The 18,450-nt window shown below is 66.1% G+C and carries 14 protein-coding genes; 13 read left to right on the forward strand and 1 reads right to left on the reverse strand.

Features of this window, described 5'->3' with window-relative positions; genetic code table 11:
• Positions 1–299 precede the first annotated feature (299 nt).
• From NK214_RS07495 to NK214_RS07515, 5 genes are all read left to right on the forward strand, one after another.
• A complete protein-coding gene (locus NK214_RS07495) occupies positions 300–1,193 on the forward strand; it encodes a LysR family transcriptional regulator (RefSeq protein ID WP_107800214.1) in 894 nt (297 codons plus the stop codon).
• Between the two features lie 116 nt (positions 1,194–1,309).
• Positions 1,310–1,780: a hypothetical protein gene (locus tag NK214_RS07500; protein WP_146176693.1), complete on the forward strand. Its 471-nt coding sequence runs from the start codon at positions 1,310–1,312 to the stop codon at positions 1,778–1,780.
• A 355-nt stretch (positions 1,781–2,135) separates the two neighbouring features.
• Complete coding sequence (locus NK214_RS07505; protein WP_253314135.1) at positions 2,136–2,828, forward strand: ABC transporter ATP-binding protein; 693 nt, start codon at positions 2,136–2,138, stop codon at positions 2,826–2,828.
• The gene (locus NK214_RS07510) at positions 2,825–4,189 is read left to right on the forward strand and encodes an ABC transporter permease (RefSeq protein ID WP_253314136.1); all 1,365 of its coding nucleotides are present in this window, start codon (positions 2,825–2,827) and stop codon (positions 4,187–4,189) included. The genes NK214_RS07505 and NK214_RS07510 overlap by 4 nt, the downstream gene beginning before the upstream one ends.
• A 33-nt stretch (positions 4,190–4,222) precedes the next feature.
• Positions 4,223–4,993 (forward strand): outer membrane lipoprotein-sorting protein, encoded by a 771-nt coding sequence (locus NK214_RS07515; RefSeq protein WP_253314137.1) that lies wholly within the window; start codon positions 4,223–4,225, stop codon positions 4,991–4,993.
• Positions 4,994–5,011: 18 nt separating this feature from the next.
• On the opposite strand, the gene ppk2 is transcribed toward NK214_RS07515, so the two are convergent.
• Positions 5,012–5,863, reverse strand: a complete 852-nt coding sequence (gene ppk2, locus NK214_RS07520; RefSeq protein WP_199226031.1) for a polyphosphate kinase 2 — start codon at positions 5,861–5,863, stop codon at positions 5,012–5,014.
• A 382-nt stretch (positions 5,864–6,245) separates the two neighbouring features.
• Between ppk2 and NK214_RS07525 the strand changes: the two genes are divergently transcribed.
• From NK214_RS07525 to NK214_RS07560, 8 genes are all read left to right on the forward strand, one after another.
• Positions 6,246–6,917, forward strand: a complete 672-nt coding sequence (locus NK214_RS07525; RefSeq protein WP_253314138.1) for an ATP-binding cassette domain-containing protein — start codon at positions 6,246–6,248, stop codon at positions 6,915–6,917.
• Entirely contained in the window at positions 6,914–8,290 is a 1,377-nt protein-coding gene (locus NK214_RS07530; RefSeq protein WP_253314139.1) for an FtsX-like permease family protein, read from the forward strand. The genes NK214_RS07525 and NK214_RS07530 overlap by 4 nt, the downstream gene beginning before the upstream one ends.
• Positions 8,291–8,312: 22 nt before the next feature.
• Complete coding sequence (locus tag NK214_RS07535) at positions 8,313–9,083, forward strand: outer membrane lipoprotein-sorting protein (RefSeq protein ID WP_227107654.1); 771 nt, start codon at positions 8,313–8,315, stop codon at positions 9,081–9,083.
• Positions 9,084–9,085: 2 nt separating this feature from the next.
• On the forward strand, positions 9,086–10,318 hold the full coding sequence (locus NK214_RS07540; protein WP_227107656.1) for a hypothetical protein: 1,233 nt from the start codon (positions 9,086–9,088) through the stop codon (positions 10,316–10,318).
• 265 nt (positions 10,319–10,583) lie between these two features.
• Positions 10,584–11,870: a serine hydrolase gene (locus NK214_RS07545; protein ID WP_253314140.1), complete on the forward strand. Its 1,287-nt coding sequence runs from the start codon at positions 10,584–10,586 to the stop codon at positions 11,868–11,870.
• A 156-nt stretch (positions 11,871–12,026) separates the two neighbouring features.
• Positions 12,027–16,574: a PAS domain S-box protein gene (locus NK214_RS07550; protein WP_253314141.1), complete on the forward strand. Its 4,548-nt coding sequence runs from the start codon at positions 12,027–12,029 to the stop codon at positions 16,572–16,574.
• A 185-nt stretch (positions 16,575–16,759) separates the two neighbouring features.
• Positions 16,760–17,824 carry a beta-N-acetylglucosaminidase domain-containing protein gene (locus NK214_RS07555; RefSeq protein WP_227107658.1) on the forward strand — a complete coding sequence of 355 codons (1,065 nt, stop codon included), beginning with the start codon at positions 16,760–16,762 and terminating at the stop codon, positions 17,822–17,824.
• A 153-nt stretch (positions 17,825–17,977) separates the two neighbouring features.
• Complete coding sequence (locus NK214_RS07560; protein WP_227107660.1) at positions 17,978–18,391, forward strand: hypothetical protein; 414 nt, start codon at positions 17,978–17,980, stop codon at positions 18,389–18,391.
• The last annotated feature ends 59 nt before the right edge of the window (positions 18,392–18,450 follow it).

Here is an 18,450-nt window from a genome sequence, read left to right on the forward strand (position 1 = left end):
AATTTTTGCTCTTAATTCGGTAGCGAAATAGGGCTGATCGAACCAAAAAATCCAGGCCCGGACTGGGCGTCGCCGTCGCGGCGCGCCTTGCCGCAAATGCTTGGTGGGGCCGGCGGCGGGGCATAAAGCGCTTGTTATTTAGCCGGCATTGCGCCGAAAATGGCTCGCACAAGAGAAAACCATCATCGGCCGGGCTTAGCTCAGGCCGCCGCATCCGCCGCAGACCCGCCATCATGCCGCCCATGCCTGCCGCGTACGGCGATCCGGCCCGCCGCCAAGCATCCAAGTCAGGGGAGAACATGGAAATCTATCAGTTGCGCACCTTTGTCACCGTCGCCCAGCAAGGGCACCTGACACAGGCCGCCGAATTGCTGCACCTGTCGCAGCCGGCGGTCACCGCGCAAATCAAGGCCCTGGAAGAAGAAGTGGGCATGCAATTGTTCGAACGCAGCGCGGGCGGGGTGTCGCTGACCCGGACCGGCCAGGAATTGTTGCCGCAAGCGCAGGCGATACTGGGCGCGGCCAGTGGCATCATCAACCACGCGCGGCAATTGAAGGGCCAGTTGTCAGGCAAGGCGCGGATAGGCGTCACCCTGACGCCGGACACCTTGAAGATCGGACCCTGGGTGGCGGGCCTGGTGGAGCGTTATCCCTTGCTGGACATCCAATTGCGCCACGGCGTCACCGTGGACGTGCTAAACCTGGTGCGCAAGAAAGAACTGGACGCCGGCTTCTATCTGGGCAAAAACCCCTATGTGAACGTCTCCACCGTCAAGCTGGCGGAATTGCCGTTCCGCATCGTCCTGCCCGCCGGCTGGGCGTCGCGTTTGGCCGGCGGCGGCTTGAGGGAATTGGGCAAATTGCCGTGGATAGGCATTTCGCAGTTTTCCAGTCTTTCCAAAATCACCGCGGAGTTGTGGCGAGAACTCAACATTTCGCCTAAGAAGGTAGCGGAGTGCGATCATCTCGACGCCATCCTTGAATTGGTGGCCTCCGGGGTGGGGGTGGCGCTGGCGCGGGAAGAGGCGGCGCAGGCCTGGCAAGACGCCGGCAGGTTGACAGTGCTGCCGGATGTGCGCAAATTGGCCGAGTTGCAATTCGTCTACCCGGCGGACCGGGCGGGCGATCCCGTGTTGGAAACCTTGTTGCAAGAATTGCTGCAGGTGTGGCGTTTGCCCGCCGTTGCGGCTTAGAACCTGCTTGTGATCCGCTGCGCGTCTTCAGGGCCGCGGCGCCTTCCTTGCAAGCAGGCGCTTAGGGCGGCTGCCGCGAGACGAGGCGGCCCGCCGGGTTTGATCGAGGAGTGGCAATGACCCGTAGTTGGTTGATCGGCGCGATGGAGAGTTACCGCAGCGCAGTGGAGCGCGGCCAGCAGCGCATGCTGGACGCCCAGCACGAGGCCTGTATCGTCTGGTGGTCGGCTTTTGCGCCGGCGTATCCGATGTCCCAGGGCGATTTGGAGCGCAGGCTGGACGACACCCTGTTGGTGGGCGCCAATCTGGTGCAGGCGCAAGCGGATACTCAGCGCGATTGGATGTTGCTGACCGAGCGTTGGCTGTCCGAGATGAACCGCGACGTGCAGGCCAGGCTGGACGCCGCCAGCGACGACGCGCCCTCGCTGCACCCGCTGTGTCGCGCCTGGCAGGTGGGCAGCCTGTCCGGCACCGCCTTGTCCAAGGTTTCCCGCCAAGTGGGACATTTCGCCGCCACCAGCCTGTCGTCCACGCCCTTGCGCGCCGCTTGCGACGCCAGGCGGGTGTGGAAGCGACAACGCTCCTGATTCTCTTTCCCATAACACTAGCGCACGCCATGCCTCGATATTCATCGAGGCATTTTGTTTTTATATCGAGTGGGGCGCTGTCTGATTTGAAGCCGGGACTGCATGGAGTGCGTGGCCTGGCTGTATTTGGTTTGATTTTTAATATTAATTAGAGTTTTATTTAAGAATTTAATTTTTTAATTTATAGGACGTTTTGTTGGTTTATTGCTTTGTTTTTCAATTGAAAATTTAGAGCGGGTTTTCAGGTATATTCAAGCGGTATCAGTGGTGGAACCTGTTCAAAGCTTTGCGAAGCGCGGCAGACATTGAAACGCTTCGTGAAATTTGGGCGGCGCCGATTTTCAAGGAGCGGGCGATGGCGGCGGAAATGCGCGGCGTATTTAAAACATACCGGATGGACCAAGTGGAAGTGCCGGCTTTGCACAATGTGGAATTGAAAGTGGCCGCCGCCCGATTCACTGTTTTGGCCGGGCCGTCCGGCAGCGGGAAAAGCACGATCTTGCATTTGCTGGGGGGCGTGGACAGTCCCGACCGCGGCGAGGTCGTCGTCGCCGGGCAGAGCATGGCGGCCTTGAGCGACGACGCGCTTAGCGATTTTCGCGCTCGCCACCTGGGCTTTGTGTTTCAAAGCTTCAATTTGCTGCCGGTGCTGTCCGCGCTGGAAAACGTGGAATATCCGCTGCGGCTGCAGGGCGCGCCGGCGGCGCGGCGCAAAGCGCGGGCGCTGGAGATGTTGGCGGCGGTGGGCTTGGCGGACAAGGCGGCGCACCGGCCCGGCCAGTTGTCCGGCGGCCAGCGCCAGCGGGTGGCGATTGCGCGCGCGCTGGTGCACGAGCCGGCGCTGGTGTTGGCCGACGAGCCCACCGCCAATCTGGACAGCGGCACCGGCGCCGCCATCCTGGCGCTGCTCAGGCAGTTGCAGCGCGAGCGCGGCGTGGCGGTGGTGTTCTCCTCGCATGATCCGCTGGTGATCGCGGCGGCGGACGAGCGTTATCGGGTCAGCGACGGCCGGGTCCGCGCGCTGGCTGCCGGGGAGGCGCCGGCATGAATGTTCTGCAACTGGCCTGGCGCAATCTATTGCGCAATCGCCGCCGCACCTGGGCAAGCGCTTTGACCATGGCGGTGGGCATGGCGGGCGTGCTGTTGTTCGGCGGCTATCAGCGCGCGGTCCAGTACGGGCTGGAAACGGCTTTTGTCCGCAAGCTCGGCCATTTGCAGGTGCAGCATCGCGATTATCTGCAATACGGCAGCGGCAACCCGGCTGCTTACGGCATCCGCGACTACCGGCGCATCCAGCGCGAGATCGAGTCGGACCCGGAACTGAAGGACATGTTGGCGGCCGTTACGCCGACCTTGACGCTAGGCGCCATCGCCGGCCATTACGCCAGCGGCACGTCGCGCACGGTGCTGGCGCAAGGCAGCGAGCCCGAAGGCCAGAACCGCTTGCTGCGCTGGGACGCGCGCGGTTTGCGCCAGGCGGCCAAGCCGATGGCCTTGACCGGCAGCGACGCCAACGCCGCGGTGCTGGGCGGCGGCGTTGCCAAGACTCTGGGGCTGTGCCTGTCCGACGGCGACCGGGCTTGCGCGGCGGCGGCGGCGGAAGGCGAGGGGCTGCCGCCGGACCTGGCGGCCTTGACCGGGCCGGCGCGCGCGGCGGACGGCAAGCGGATCGAACTGTTGACGGCCACCGCCGCCGGCGCACCCAACGTCGCCCGCTTGCGGGTGTTGGGCGTGGAGCGGCAAGGCGCCCGTGAATGGGACGACGTTTATGTGGGCCTGCATCTGTCGCAGGCGCAACGGCTGCTGTACGGCGAGGGAGAGCCGATGGCGACGGCGATCTTGCTGCAGCTGAAGAGCAGCGGGCAGATCGAGGCCGCGCGCCGGCGGCTGCAGCAGCTGTTTCAAGCCGGTTTGAGCGCGCAACCGCTGGCGGCCCACGATTTCGCCGCGCTGCAGCCGCTGTACGAGCGCATCGTCGACATGTTCGGCGCCATTTTCGGCTTCATGGCGGCGCTGATCGCCAGCGTGACGCTGTTCACCACTGGCAACACCATGAATATGGCGGTGATGGAGCGCACCCGTGAAATCGGCGCGCTGCGCTCCATCGGTTTGAGACGCGGCGGCGTCCAGCGGCTGTTCTTGTGCGAGGGCGCCCTGCTGGGCGTCATCGGCGGTTTGGGCGGCCTGCTGCTGTCGCTGGGCCTGGCCTGGCTGATCAACCGAGCCGGCCTGAGCTGGCTGCCTCCGGGCGTGGTGGATCCCAGCCCCATCCTGATCCGGGTCTGGGGCGAGACGCCGCTGCTGGCTTCGTGCATGGGCGGTTTGATGGCGGTGGCGCTGTTGTCGTCGTGGTGGCCGTCGCGCCGGGCGGCGCGCTGGAACATCGTCGACGCCTTGAGGCAGGCCTGAATCGGCATGGCGGATGAGGGAAGGGAGCGGAAAATGAAGCGCGCGCGCATATTGGGCTTGGTTTTGCTGGGCTGGCCGGGTTTGGCCTGGTCCGCGCCGGACGCGCAGCAGATACTGGCCTGGAGCGACGAGGTGCGCAATCCGGGCAAGTCTTTCAGCCTGAAGGTCGATCTGCTCAGCTATAAGCAAGGCAAGCCTAGCGAAGCCAGTTCGCTGGTGTTGTATTCGCGGGCCGATCCGCGGCGCGGCCAGTTTCGCAGCCTGTTGCGCTTTGTCAGCCCCAGCCGCGACGCGGGCAAGCTGACCTTGAAAAGCGGCAAGGATTTATGGGTGTTCGACCCGGCGAGCCAGGCCAGCGTGCCGATTTCGCCGCAGCAACGGCTGCTGGGCCAGGCGGCCAACGGCGACGTGGTGACGGTGAACTGGACCCTGGACTATCGGGCCACTCTCGCGGCGGAGGAAACGGTGATGGACGGCGACCGCCAGCCGCGCGCCAGCTACAAGCTGCGGCTGAGCGCGAGGCGGCCGGACGTGACTTACCACGCCATCGAGCTGTGGGTGGATCGCGACGGTTACCGCAGCCGCAAGGCGCAGTTCTACGCCGCCAGCGGCGAGTTGCTGAAAACGGCTTATTACCGCGGCTACCGCCAGGCCCTGGGCCGGGACCGCCCCACTGAGACCGTCATCATCGACGGCCTCAATCCGCAGTGGGTAACCGTGATGCGCAAGAGCGGCTTCGCTTGGCGCGAGGTGCCCGAGGCCTGGCTGCAGCGGGATTATCTGCCGCGGTTCCGGGTGGAGTGAGTGGCTGCGGCGGTCCGCTCAAATCCGCAACAAGGCGTCGCTGTCCTCCGCGTCCATGGTGTGCGGCTCGCCCACCAGCAGCGGATCGGCCGCTCGGGCGACGCGCGCGTCCTTGTCCGGGTAGTCCAGCCGGGACAGGAAGTAGCGGATGCAGTTGAGGCGGGCCCGCTTCTTGTCGTCGGATTTCACCACCGTCCACGGCGCGTCGCCGGTATGGGTGTGGAAGAAGGTCGCTTCCTTGGCCGCGGTGTAGTCGTCCCATTTGTCCAGCGACTGTATGTCTATGGGCGACAGTTTCCAGTGCTTCAAGGGATCGTCGCGGCGGGAGATGAAGCGGCGCAGCTGTTCCTCGCGGCTGACCGAGAACCAGAACTTGAACAGACGGATGCCGCTGTTGACCAGCATGCGCTCCAGTTGCGGCGTCTGGCGCATGAACTCCAGATATTCGTGCGGATGGCAAAAGCCCATCACGCGCTCCACGCCGGCGCGGTTGTACCAGGAGCGGTCGAAGAAGACGATCTCGCCGGCGGTGGGCAGGTGTTCGATGTAACGCTGGAAGTACCATTGGCCGCGCTCGCGGTCCGACGGCTTTTCCAGCGCCACCACGCGCGCGCCGCGCGGGTTCAGGTGTTCCATATAGCGTTTGATGGTGCCGCCTTTGCCGGCGGCGTCGCGGCCTTCGAACAGGATCACGATCTTCTGGCCGCTTTCCTTGACCCAGTTCTGCACTTTCAACAGTTCGATCTGCAGCGCCTGCTTCTGCAACTCGTACTCCGGGCGGCGCATCCGCGTGCGGTAGGGGTAGCTGGCCGGCAGTTCGGCGCTGACGCTGTCCTCCGCGCTGCCTTGCGGCGCGGCGGCCACTTGCAAGGCCACCGGCTGCTGACTGACGGTTTCGATGGCTTGCACCGATTCCTGGTGCGCGCGCTCCACATTGTTGCGGCGGTGGCTGGCGGTTCGGCGCGGCGGCTTGACGGCCGGCGGCTGGGCGTCGGCGTCCGCTTCCGCGGGCAGGGGGGCTTGGGGCTGGTTTGTGTTTTGTGTCATGCAAGCTCCTTTGCGAGGGATAAAACCATGCTACTCCCATGGAAAACCGGTGTCGATGCGCGCGCTTTGGCGCGGCTGGAACACCGTTGGAGTCCGCAATGGGCGTTTTGTCACAAGGCAAAGCTTTTCATGCCGATTTCATGCATATTCATGCCATTGTGTTTTGACGGCGGAGCGGACTATGTGGGCGGTTGAGGTGAACGGGGTGTCTAAAAGCTACTGGATGGAGCAGGTGAGGGTGCCGGCGCTGGCCGATGTCAGCCTCAAGATCGCCGCGGCGCGCTTCACCGTGCTGTCCGGCCAGTCCGGCAGCGGCAAGACCACGCTGCTGAATCTGATCGGCGGCATAGACCGCGCCGACGTTGGAGAAATCGAGGTGGCGGGACAGGCGCTGAACCGTTTGAGCGATGACGCGCTCAGCGATTTTCGCGCGCGCCACATCGGCTTCATCTTCCAGAACTTCAATCTGATGCCGGTCTTGTCGGCTTTCGAGAACGTCGAATACCCACTGCAATTGCAAGGCGTGCCGGCGCGGCAGCGGCGCGAGCGGGCGTTGGAGATGTTGGCGGCGGTGGGCTTGGCGGACAAGGCGGCGAACCGGCCCGGCCAGCTGTCCGGCGGGCAGCGCCAGCGGGTGGCGATTGCGCGCGCGCTGGTGCACGAGCCGGCCTTGGTGCTGGCCGACGAACCCACCGCCAATCTGGACAGCCAGACCGGAGCGTCCATCCTGGCCCTGTTGCGCCAATTGCAGCGAGAACGCCGAGTGGCGGTGGTGTTCTCCTCGCATGACCCGCAGGTGATCGCGGCGGCGGACGAGCGTTACCTGGTCAGCGACGGCCGGGTCGGCGTCTTGAACGCGGGGGAGGCCTTGGCGTGAACACCTTGAAACTGGCTTGGCGCAATCTGTTGCGCAACCGTCGCCGCACCTTGGCGACCTTGTCCACCATGATCATAGGCCTGGTGGCGGTGCTGCTCTTCGGCGGCTACAACCGCACGGTGCAATACGGCTTGCAAACCGGCATGGTGCGCGCCGGCGGCCATCTGCAGGTGCAGCACCGGGATTACTTCCTGTACGGCAGCGGCAATCCGGCCGCTTACGGCATCCGCGACTACCGCGCGGCGATGCGGCTGATCGAGAACGATCCGGTGCTGCGGCCCATGCTGACCGTGGTCACGCCCACGCTGAGCCTGGGCGGCATCGCCGGTCATTATTCCGCCGGCGCCTCGCGTACGGTGATTGCGCGCGGCAGCGAGGTGGACGCGCAGAACCGCTTGCGGCGCTGGGACGATTACGGCTTCAACGACAAGCGCAAGCCGGTGGCGCTGACCGGCACCGCGCCGAACGCGGCGGTGATAGGCACCGGGGTGGCGCGGGTGCTGCAACTGTGCGCGGCCTTCAAGCTCAAGGATTGCGCGCCGCCGCCGGCTCCGCCGGGCGGCAAGGACCTGCCGGCCGATCTGGAGGCCTTGGCCGCGGCGGCGCCGCCGGCCAGCGTCCGCGACGATCAGATCGAACTGCTGGCCGCCACCGCCGCCGGCGCGCCCAATGTGGCCCGTCTGCAAGTGGCCAAGGTGGAGAGCCAGGGCATCAAGGAGCTGGACGATATGTATGTCGGCCTGCATCTGCGCCAGGCGCAACAGCTGGTGTACGGCCAGGGCGAGCCGATGGCCACCGCCATCGTGTTGCAGCTGCGGCACACCGCGCAGATTCCGGAGGCCGAGGCGCGTTTGCGTCAGCTGTTCGCCACCAGCTTGCGCGGCCAGCCGCTGGCGGCGCACGACTTCGCCACGCTGCAGCCGCAATACGGCCAGATCACCGGCATGTTCGGCACCATTTTCGGCTTCCTGGCGGTGTTGATCGCCTGCGTGGCGCTGTTCACCATAGGCAACACCATGAATATGGTGGTGCTGGAGCGCACGGTGGAGATCGGTACGCTGCGGGCGATGGGCCTGCGCCGCCGCGGCATCCAGCGGCTGTTCCTGTGCGAAGGCTGGCTGCTGGGCCTGGGCGGCGGGGTGATGGGCATCGCGCTGGCGCTGTTGCTGGCCTGGCTGATCAATCACGCCGGGCTGACCTGGTTGCCGCCGGGACAGGTGGACCCCAGCCCCATCCTGGTGCGGGTATGGGGGGAGTGGCGGATGATGGCGGTGACCGCCGGCGGTTTGATGGCGATGGCGCTGCTGTCGTCGTGGTGGCCGGCGCGGCGGGCGGCGGCGGCCAATATCGTGGAGGCTTTGCGTCATGCGTGAAACGTTTGGAATCTCTACCGGCATGAAGACGACACGCTGGGCCGCGTTGAGCGTTGCCCTGTGGGCGGCGTCGGCGCTGGCGGCGCCGGACGCGCAGACCATCCTGGCCAATAGCGACGCGGTGCGCAATCCGGAACGCTCTTTCGGGCTGGTGGTGTCCCTGGTCAGCTATAAGGACGGCAAGCAGAACGAGGCCAGCGCGCTGGCGGTGTATTCGCGCGCCGATCAGAAAAGCGGCCAGTTCCGCAGCCTGCTGCGTTTCATCAATCCCAAGCGGGACGCCGGCAAGCTGATGCTCAAGAGCGGCAACGATCTGTGGTTTTTCGATCCGGCGAGCAAGGCCAGCGTGCCGATTTCGCCGCAGCAGCGGCTCTTGGGCCAGGCGGCCAACGGCGACGTGGTCACCGTCAATCTGGCGCTGGACTATCAGGCGGCGCTGGCCGGCGAGGAAACGATACAGGATGGGGACCGCCAGGCGCGGCTTTGCTACAAGTTGCGGCTGAGCGCGCGCAATCCCGGCGTCACCTACCACGCCATCGATCTGTGGGTGGACCGCGACGGCTACCGCAGCCGCAAGGCGCAGTTCTACGCCGAAAGCGGCGGTTTGCTGAAGACCGCGTATTACCGCGCTTACCAGCCGGTGCTGGGACGCGAGCGCCCAACCGAGACCGTGATCATAGACGGCCTCAATCCGCGCTGGATCACCGTGCTGCGCAATAGCCAGTTCGCCTGGCGCGAGGTGCCGGAAGCCTGGCTGCAGCGCGATTATCTGCCGCGCTTCCGGGCCGAATGACGATGCGGCGGCTGGCGTTTGGGCTGGCGCTGGTCTGCGCCGCCGCGCGGGGCGCAGACGCGTCGCTGGAGGAGGACGCGCTGCGGCTGGCCGATCAGACCCGGATGGAGGATGACAAGCCGCGGGATCTGAAGCTTCAGCTGGAGGCCGCCGCCTTGTCGCCGCGGCCGGGGGAGGACGGCCAGCGGCTGTCCTTCGATCTGCGCTGGGACGGCCGGCTGAGCCCGGCCTGGCGCGGCGTGCTGGCCAACCGGCTGGATTGGCGCTTCGCCGGCTCGCCGCGGCGGGACCACGGCGTCAACACCTTGAAGGAAGCGTATCTGAGCCGCGAGTTCGGCGTCGAGACGATGATGGACCTGGGGCGTATCAATACCCGCTACGGCGTGGCCGTCGGCTACAACCCCACCGATTTTCTCGGCGCGGGCACCGTGCGCTCGGTGGTGTCCGCGGACCCGGACAGCCTGCGGCAAAACCGCTTGGGCAACGCCATGTTGCGCTGGCAGAAGCTGTGGGACCGCGGCTCCTTGACCGCGATCTGGTCGCCCAAGCTGGGGTCGGGGCCGAATCCGGACGGCGCCAGCCTGGACTGGGGCGCCAGCAATCCCCGGCAGCGGCTGCTGTTGGCCGGCAGTTATCGCTTTGCGGAGAACCTCAATCCGCAATGGCTGCTGTTGCAGGAGCAAGGCCGTTCGCCTCAGCTGGGCTTCAATCTGTCGCGCGTGCTCGGCGACGCCACCGTGGTCTATCTGGAATGGGCCGGTGGCCGGCAGCGGACCGATTGGAGGCAAAGCCTGGGACGGCCGGACTCTGCCTGGCGCAATCGCCTGTCCGGCGGCTTGAGCTGGACCGGCGCCAACAAGCTGAGCCTGACGCTGGAGGGACAGCAGGACGGGGCGGCGCCGGACCGGGACGAATGGCGCGCGTTGCGCGCGAGGCCCGCGCTCTACGGCGCTTATCGGGCGGGGGTGGGCGCCGGCGGCGGCCTGCCTACCCGGCGCGCCGCCTTGCTGCGCGCGCATTGGCAGGATGCGCTGGTGGACGATCTGGACGTGACCGCGATGCGCAGCTTCGACCTGGTGGACCACAGCGGCATGAATTGGGCGGAGGCCCGCTATCACCTGGGGCCGGCGGATCTGGCCCTGCAGTGGCAACGCTTCGACGGCGCGCCGGACAGCCGTTACGGCGCCAGCCCGGCGCGGCGGGTCTGGCAAGTGCTGTTCGACTATTTCTTCTGAGCGCCTGTTCACGATCCGCCGCGCTGCGGCGAAGCCTTGCAAACCCCTTCGAAATTCCCGTGCCTCGTACGGCTATTCCATTTTCTCCGCCGCAGCGCCCTGTCTCGTCCCGGCTCGCGACCGCGCGGACAGCCCTGAGTCGGCGCGCGCGATGACCGCCGCGTCGAGGGAAGGCATGGCGAGCGGCGGGGAAAGCAACCATAGTGATGTGTGGGCGACGCGATGTCGCTAGGCGTCGATAGGATCCTGACGGAGGGGGACGGGCATGGGCATGAATACGGCGGCCGCTTTGCAAACGTATCTGCGTTCCTGGAATACGGCGGGCTGCCTGCACGGCGTGGCCGCCGTCTCGCTGGCCGACGGCGAACGGGTGGCGGTGGCCGGCGGCATGGCCGATCCCGGCCTGGGCGTGGCCAACGAGAAGGACACCGTGTTTCGCATCGGCTCGCTGAGCAAGAGCTTCACCGCGGCCGCCTTGCTGCAGCAGGTGGCCCAGGGGCGGCTGGAGCTGAGCGACAGCCTGGAGCGCTTCTTCCCCGATTTCCCCAATGCGGCGGGCATCAGCCTGCATCAATTGCTGAATCACAGCGCCGGCACCGCCAATTTCACCAGCGCGGCCGAGTATTGGCCGACGCGGATGCGGCTGGCGCACCGGCCGCAGGAACTGCTGGACTGGGCGCACGCCTTGCCGCCGGCCTGCCCGCCCGGCATCGCCCACGCTTACAGCAATACCGGCTATTTGTTGCTGGCGGCCATTGTGGAGCGGGTCGCGGATCAGGACTTCGCCAGCTATCGGCAGCAATACCTGTTCCGGCCGCTGGGCCTGGAGCGCACCTATGTCGACGACGGCCGCGTCATCCTGCCGCAAGCCGCGCGCGGCCTGCATCCGGGAGCGCCATGGCGCTACGCGGAACCTATGGACATGTCGGTGGCCTGGGGCGTTTACGATCTGGCCTCCAGCGCCGGCGATCTGTGCCGCTGGTTGGAGGCCCTGCAGCGGGGAGAGGCGTTGCCGGCCCGGCTGGCGGCCTTGATGCTGGACGTGGGGGCCTTGGAGTATGCCTACGGGTTTTACGGCGAGGACTGGACGCTGGCCGGCCGCCGGCAGCGGCTGGCCCAGCATTTTGGCGACGTCAACGGCTTCTTCGCCTTCATGAGCGTCTTGCCCGGCGGCGGCGGCGTGGTGGCGCTGACCAACGCCTTCGGCTCGCCGGTGGAGCGTTTGGGCAGGGATTTGGCGCGCATCGCCAGCGGAGAAACGCTGGAAGCGCTGCCGCCGCCGGGACGGCAGCAGCCGGACGAGCAGTTGTTCGTCCCCGGTCACTATGAGAACGGGGAAGGGGCGTGGCTGGAGTTGTTTTACAACGAGCACGGCTGCTATGCGCGCAGTCCGCGCCGTTACGACCTGCCCATCGCCTACCCGTTGACGGTGACGGCGCAGACGCCGCAACTGGCGCGCGCCGCGGTGCTGCCGGAGACCTTGTTGATAGAGGAAGGGACCTTGCAATGGTGCGACGCGGAGGGGGTGACCAGGCGTCTGCGGCGGCAGTAGGCGGTTTGTCCGGCGGGATGGCGTGGTCTATCGTGAGAACAGACAAAACCAAGCCAGCTTTCGAGTCGAGGCCGAGAATTGACGGACTTTAAACAAGGGGCGCGGGGGTGGCGTTTCCGGGCCTTTCTCGCTGTCTTTCCATGGCGCGCGTGCGGAATGGGGGTTCTGGTGCCCTTGCTGGCCCTGTCCGCGCAATGGCTGTTGTGGGACTGGGTCCGCCCTTACGCCTGGTTCCTGTTTTATCCCGCCGTCTTCCTCTCCGCCATGCTGGGCGGGCTGGCCGGCGGCCTGGTCGCCACCGCCTTGTCGGTGCCGTTGGTCTGGTATCTGTTCATCCCCCCGCAATGGAGCTTCGCCATCGCCCGGCCGGCGGATGCCGCCTCCATTGTCCTGTTCGCGCTGTGCGGCTTGATGTTGAGCCTGTTCAGCCAGCGCCTGATCAGCCGCCGTTCGCGCTGGGCGGAGAGCGAACTGACGCGTCAGCAGGCCTTGTTGCACGCCATCATCGACAACTCCACCGCGGTGATTTTCGTCAAGGACGTGGACGGCCGCTATTTATTGGTCAACCAGCGCTATCCCGAGTTGTTCCATATCAGCGCGGAGGCCATGCGCGGCTTGCGCGACGAGGATCTGTTCCCGCCGGAGGTGGTGGCCAGTTTGCGCAGCGCCGACTTGGAGGTGTTGAGCAGCGGGCAGGCGCGCGAATACGAGGAGACGGTGCCGCAGGACGATGGCCCGCACACCTATCTGGTGTACAAGTTTCCCCTGCGTGACGCCAAGGGGCGAGCCTACGCGGTGTGCGGCATCGCCTCCGACATCAGCGCGCGCAAGCGCGCCGAGGCGGAACAGAGGCAGCGGGAGGAGTGGCTGCGGGAAATGAGCGCCATCGCCCGGGTGGGCGGGTGGTGGTTCGATCCCGCCAGCGGGGACGGCGGCTGGACCTCGGAAGTGGCCCGCATTCACGATCTGCCGGCCGACGAGCCGATCAACACCCGCATTGGACTGAGTTTTTTCCACGGCGAAGACAGACAGCGCATCGAGGAGGCCGTGCGCCGGGTGGTGGCGGAAGCCGAACCCTATGATCTGGAGTTGCAACTGCTGAGCGCAAGCGGCCGGCGCAAATGGGTGCGCGTGTCCGGCAGACCGGTGCTGGCGGACGGCAAGGTGGTGTCGGTGCGCGGCGCGATGCAGGATGTGTCCGAGCGCAAGGCCATGGAAAACGCCTTGCTGGAGAGCGAGGAAAGGCTGTCGCTGTTCATCGAGCACGCGCCGGCGGCGCTGGCGATGTTCGATCGCGACATGCGTTATCTGGCCGCCAGCCGCCGCTGGCTCGACGATTACCGTTTGGACGGCGAGACGCTCATCGGCCGATCCCACTATGAGGTGTTTCCGGAAGTCCCCGCCGTCTGGCGGGAGGTGCATCGGCGGGCGCTGGCCGGGGAGGTGATACGCGAGGAGGAGGACCGCTTTCTGCGTCAGGACGGCGCGGCGCAGTGGCTGTGCTGGGAAGTGCGGCCATGGCATGCGCGCGACGGATCCATCGGCGGCATCGTGATCTTCACCGAGGACATCACCGTCCGCAAATCCATGGAAGAAGAGCGCCACCGGCTGGCGGAAGCGCTGGATCAATCGGCGCAGCCGGTGGTGATGACCGACGCGGCCAAGAACATCTTGTACGTCAACGCCGCGTTTGGCGAACTGATGGGGTATCCGATGGGCGATTTGCTGGGCTCGTCGATCTCCCGCTTCATCCCGGACGACCCGGCGAGGAGGGCGGAACGGGCGGCGCTGGAACGGCAGGTGGTGGAACAAGGGCGCTGGAGCGGCGAACTGGCCCGCGTCGCCCGCAACGGCGAAATCATCCCGGTGTACGCTTCCGTCACCGCCATGCACGATCTGTCCGGCGCGTTTTGCGGCTTTTTCGGCACCTATAACGATTTACGGCCGTTGCGTGAAAAAACCCAGGCGCTGGCCAGCGCCGAAGCGCGGTATCGCAGCGTGCTGGATCATGCGGCCGACGCGGTCTTGGTGGCGGACGCGGAAGGGCGTTATCAGTACGCCAATCTGCAAGCCTGTCAGCTATTGGGCTATGAGGAAGCGGAAATCCTGGCGATGCGGGTGGGCGATTTCAGCGTCGACTCCGCGGCGGGCGACGCGCAGTCCTTGTTCCGGCGCCTGCTGTCCGACGAGCAGCTGAGCGCCGAGATGCTGCTGCGGCGCAAGGACGGCGCCGAGGTGCCGGTGGAAGTGAACGCGATCCGCCTGCCGGACGGCGGGGTCTACGGCGCTTTCCGCGACATCACTCTGAGACGGCAGGCGGCGGAACGGATCCGTCAGCTGTCGATGGCGGTGGAACAGAGCCCGGAGAGCGTCGTCATCACCGATCTGGAGACGCGGATCGAATACGTCAACGAAGCCTTTGTCCGCAATACCGGTTACAGCCGGGAAGAAGTGATGGGGCGAACGCCCAATCTGCTCAAGTCCGGGCTGACCCCGGCGGAAACCTATGCCGAACTCTGGGAGGCGCTGCGGGCCGGCAAGCCGTGGAAAGGCGAGCTGTTCAACCGGCGCAAGGACGGCAGCGACTATGTGGACTTCGCCCATATCTCGCCTATCCGTCAGCCGGACGGCAGAATCAGCCATTATCTGTCCTTGCAGGAGGATATCAGCGAGAAAAAGCGCCTGGGCCTGGAGCTGGACCAGCATCGTCATCATCTGGAAGAGTTGGTGGCGATGCGCACCGCCGAGGTGCGCGCCACCAGCGCCAAACTGCAAACCACTCAGTTCGCCATGGACAGCGTGGGCATAGGCATACATTGGGTGGACGTCGCCAGCGGGCGGCTGATCTACGTCAACCGCTACGCGGCGCAATTGCTGGGCTACGACATCGAAGACATGCTGCGCCTGAACGTGTCCGACATCGTGCCCGACACCACGCCCGACCTTTACGCGCGCACCGTGGAGCGCCTGCGGCAACAGAGCCGGGCGCAGTTCGAAACCTGGCAAAGAACGCGGGATGGGCGGTTGGTGGCGGTGGAGATGATTTTGTACTACTTGCCGGACACGCCGGGCGCCTCGGACACAATCATCGGTTTCGTCACCGACATCACCCGGCGCAAGGAAACCGAGCAGGCCCTGGTGCGCGCCAAGGAGGACGCGGAAGCGGCCAATCTGGCCAAGAGCGCCTTCGTCGCCAATATGAGCCATGAAATCCGCACGCCCTTGAACGCCATCATCGGCTTCACCCACTTGCTGATGCGCACCCAGCCGCGGCCGGAGCAGCAGGCCAAGCTGGAAAAGGTGCTGGTGGCCAGCGGACATCTGCTCTCCATCATTAACGACATTCTGGACCTGTCCAAGATCGAGGCCGGCAAGTTGTCGCTGGAGCGGACCGACTTCTCCGTCGGGGCGTTGTTCGACCATGCGCGGTCGCTGATCGACGAAGCGGCGCAGGCCAAGGGCTTGCGCGTGGAGATCGATTACGCCGGCGTGCCGCCGTGTCTGCGCGGCGATCCCACCCGCCTGCGCCAGGCCTTGCTCAACTACGCCGGCAACGCGGTCAAATTCACCGAGCGGGGCACGATAGCCCTGCGCGCCCGGCTGCTGAGGAGCGAGGGCGAGCGCCTGCTGCTGCGCTTCGAGGTGCGCGACACCGGCATAGGCATTCCCGCCGACAAGCTGGCCGGCCTGTTCCAGGCGTTTCAGCAGGCGGACGATTCCACCACCCGCAAATACGGCGGCACCGGCCTGGGGTTGGCGATCACCCAGCGGCTGGCGGCCTTGATGGGCGGCGAAGTGGGGGTGGAAAGCCGGGAAGGACAGGGCAGCGTGTTTTGGCTGACCGCCTGGCTGACCCTGGGGCGGAGCGTGGCGGTCGAGCCCGCCGGCGTGGAGCCTGACGAGGTGGAGGCCGAACTGCGCTTGCGCGCGGACGCGCGGGTGCTGGTGGTGGAGGACGACGTCATCAATCAGGAAGTGGCGCTCTGGCTATTGGGCAGCGTCGGCCTGAGGGCCGAGCTGGCGAGGAACGGCCGCGAGGCCGTGGAGTGCGCCGCCGCGGGCGAATACGATCTGGTGCTGATGGACGTGCAGATGCCGGAGCTGGACGGCTTGGAGGCGACGCGCCGGATCCGGGCCATGCCGAGCTGGGAGCGGGTCCCGATTCTGGGCATGACCGCCAACGCCTTCGACGAGGATCGCCAGCGTTGCCTGGAGGTCGGCATGAACGACTTCGTGGCCAAGCCGGTGGACCCGGAACAGCTGTTCGGCTTGCTGCTGAAATGGCTGCCGTCGATGATTCCGCCCGAGAGGATCCGCGTCGATCCGACGCCGGAAAGCGGGCGCCGGGAACAGTTGATGAGGCTGCCCGGCGTGGACCTGGAGGCGGGCCTGCGCATCGTCGGGGACGACCTGGAGCGTTTTGAGCGCTTGCTGCGCAAATTCGCGGGCATGCACCGCGACGACTTGGCCAGGCTGCAGGGCCTGGCGCGGGCCGAGGAGGGCGAGGAGGCATGCCGTATCGCCCATTCGCTAAAAGGCGCCGCCGGCTCCTTGGGGCTGGTCCGCATCCAGACCGAGGCCGCCGCGCTGGAAGCCGTCTTGCGGCAAGGGCGGCTTGAGGAGGCTATGCCCGGCATGCAGGCGCTGGGCCTGGAGCTGGCGGCCTTGTGCGCGGCCCTGGACGCCTTGCCGGCAATGGCATAAGCGCGCCAGATTCTGGCCTTTTCATGCAACTTGGCGCAGCTTATTGAGTCAATCAATAGGATGAAGTCATTTTTTCCGATGGCCGGCGGCCATTCCGGTCGCCGGCCGGGCGCGAAGATCCGGCCTGGCGTTGGACGCGAGGCAGGCTGGCGCCGATGCGCCGAGGACGCGGAAGGTTTCTCTACATGAATATCCCTTTAGGCACTATCGAAGGCTTCTACGGCAAGCCGTGGAATTGGGCGCAGCGGGAGCTGCTGGTCACCACGCTGGCGGCGCACGGCTACCGTTTCTATCTGTACGCGCCGAAAGCGGACGCGTATCTGCGCCGCCAGTGGCAGCTGGACTACCCGGCTGAGCAGGAGGCTAGGCTGGCGGCGTTCGCCGCTCATTGCCGGCGGCAGGAGGTCGGTTTCGGAATGGGGCTGAGCCCGTACGAAGCGTATCTGGATTTCAACGACGAGGCCCGCCAGGCGCTGGCGCGCAAGCTGGAGCAACTGCAGCGCATCGGCGTCAGCCAACTGGCCATCCTGTTCGACGATATGCGCGGCGATCTGCCCGATTTGGCGGAGCGCCAGGCGGAGATCGTCGCCTGGGTGCGGCAGCGCTGCGCGGTGGAGCGTTTGTTGGTCTGCCCCAGCTATTATTCCAGCGATCCGGTGCTGGACCGGGTGTTCGGCCAGCGCCCGGCCGGCTATCTGCAGCAACTGGGCCAGTGGCTGGCGCCGGACATCGATATTTTCTGGACCGGCGAGGAGGTGTGCTCGCGCGAAATCTCGCCCGGACACCTGCTGCAAGTGGGCAAATGGCTGGGCCGCAAGCCGGTGTTGTGGGACAACTACCCGGTGAACGACGGCGCGCGGATGTCGCAATACCTGCACCTGCGCGGCTTCACCGGGCGGTCCGCGGCCAACGCCGAGCTGCTGGCGGCGCATGGGATCAATCCGGCGCAGCAAGCCGCGCTCAGCCTGATTCCCGCGCTGACGCTGGCGGACAGCTACCGCTTGGGGCCGCGCTATCAATACGGCGCCTCGATGCGCCGGGCGGCCCAGGTGGTGGCCGGCGAGGAACTGGCCGATATGCTGTGGCGGGATCTGCTGCTGCTGCAGGACGTGGGGCTGGATCAACTGGGCGAGCGCGCGGCGGAACTGCGCGCGCGTTACGCGGCGGTGGAGCACCCTTGCGCGCGCGAAGTGGTGGCCTGGCTGGATGGCGAGTATCGGATCAGCGAGCTTGAGGTGCAGACTCAGTAGGGAGGCTACTTGGCGTTACATGCCTTTACAACTGACTAACAGACGGGGGCGGGCCGGGACGCCTAGGATGAGCAGCAAGGAAACACCAAAGCCTGGCGTCGCGGCCGCACTGAGCAGACGGACGCCCCCCTGACCCGACTGGAGAATGTCATCATGAAAAAACTGAGCCTGATCGTACTGTCCGCCGCTTTCGCCCTGAGCTCCGCCGCCGGTTTCGCCGCCGAAGCCGCCAAGCCGGCTTCCGCCCCGGCCGCCAAAGCCGCGCCCGCCGCCAAGAAAGCGCAGCACAAGGCGGTGAAGAAGCACGCTTCCGCTCCGGCGCAGAAAGCCCAGGCGGCCAAGGCGGAAGCCTCCGCCCCGGCCAAGGCCGCCAAGAAGCCGGCACAGCACAAGAAGCACGTCGCCAAGAAAGCCCACAAACAAGCGGCTTCCGCTCCGGCTCAGAAAGCGCAAGCGGCCAAGGCGGAAGCTTCCGCTCCGGCCAAGGCCGCCAAGAAACCGGCGCAGCACAAGAAGCACGCCGCCAAAAAGACCCACAAGAAAGCCGCGGCTTCCGCAGCCAAGTAAGCTGAAAGAGGCCGCGCTCAGCGCGGCCCGAACGGGGACGAAGGGAGGCTCAGGCCTCC

The organism is Chromobacterium sp. S0633 (assembly GCF_024158805.1).
In the GTDB taxonomy this organism is placed as follows: Bacteria; Pseudomonadota; Gammaproteobacteria; order Burkholderiales; family Chromobacteriaceae; genus Chromobacterium.

Bases quoted from the DNA above. Each gene is read 5' to 3' on its own strand.
- NK214_RS07495 (WP_107800214.1), top strand. From the start codon at position 300: ATGGAAATCTATCAGTTGCGCACCTTTGTCACCGTCGCCCAGCAAGGG.
- NK214_RS07500 (WP_146176693.1), top strand. From the start codon at position 1,310: ATGACCCGTAGTTGGTTGATCGGCGCGATGGAGAGTTACCGCAGCGCA.
- NK214_RS07505 (WP_253314135.1), top strand. From the start codon at position 2,136: ATGGCGGCGGAAATGCGCGGCGTATTTAAAACATACCGGATGGACCAA.
- NK214_RS07510 (WP_253314136.1), top strand. From the start codon at position 2,825: ATGAATGTTCTGCAACTGGCCTGGCGCAATCTATTGCGCAATCGCCGC.
- NK214_RS07515 (WP_253314137.1), top strand. From the start codon at position 4,223: ATGAAGCGCGCGCGCATATTGGGCTTGGTTTTGCTGGGCTGGCCGGGT.
- NK214_RS07535 (WP_227107654.1), top strand. From the start codon at position 8,313: ATGAAGACGACACGCTGGGCCGCGTTGAGCGTTGCCCTGTGGGCGGCG.
- NK214_RS07540 (WP_227107656.1), top strand. From the start codon at position 9,086: ATGCGGCGGCTGGCGTTTGGGCTGGCGCTGGTCTGCGCCGCCGCGCGG.
- NK214_RS07545 (WP_253314140.1), top strand. From the start codon at position 10,584: ATGGGCATGAATACGGCGGCCGCTTTGCAAACGTATCTGCGTTCCTGG.
- NK214_RS07550 (WP_253314141.1), top strand. From the start codon at position 12,027: ATGGGGGTTCTGGTGCCCTTGCTGGCCCTGTCCGCGCAATGGCTGTTG.
- NK214_RS07555 (WP_227107658.1), top strand. From the start codon at position 16,760: ATGAATATCCCTTTAGGCACTATCGAAGGCTTCTACGGCAAGCCGTGG.
- NK214_RS07560 (WP_227107660.1), top strand. From the start codon at position 17,978: ATGAAAAAACTGAGCCTGATCGTACTGTCCGCCGCTTTCGCCCTGAGC.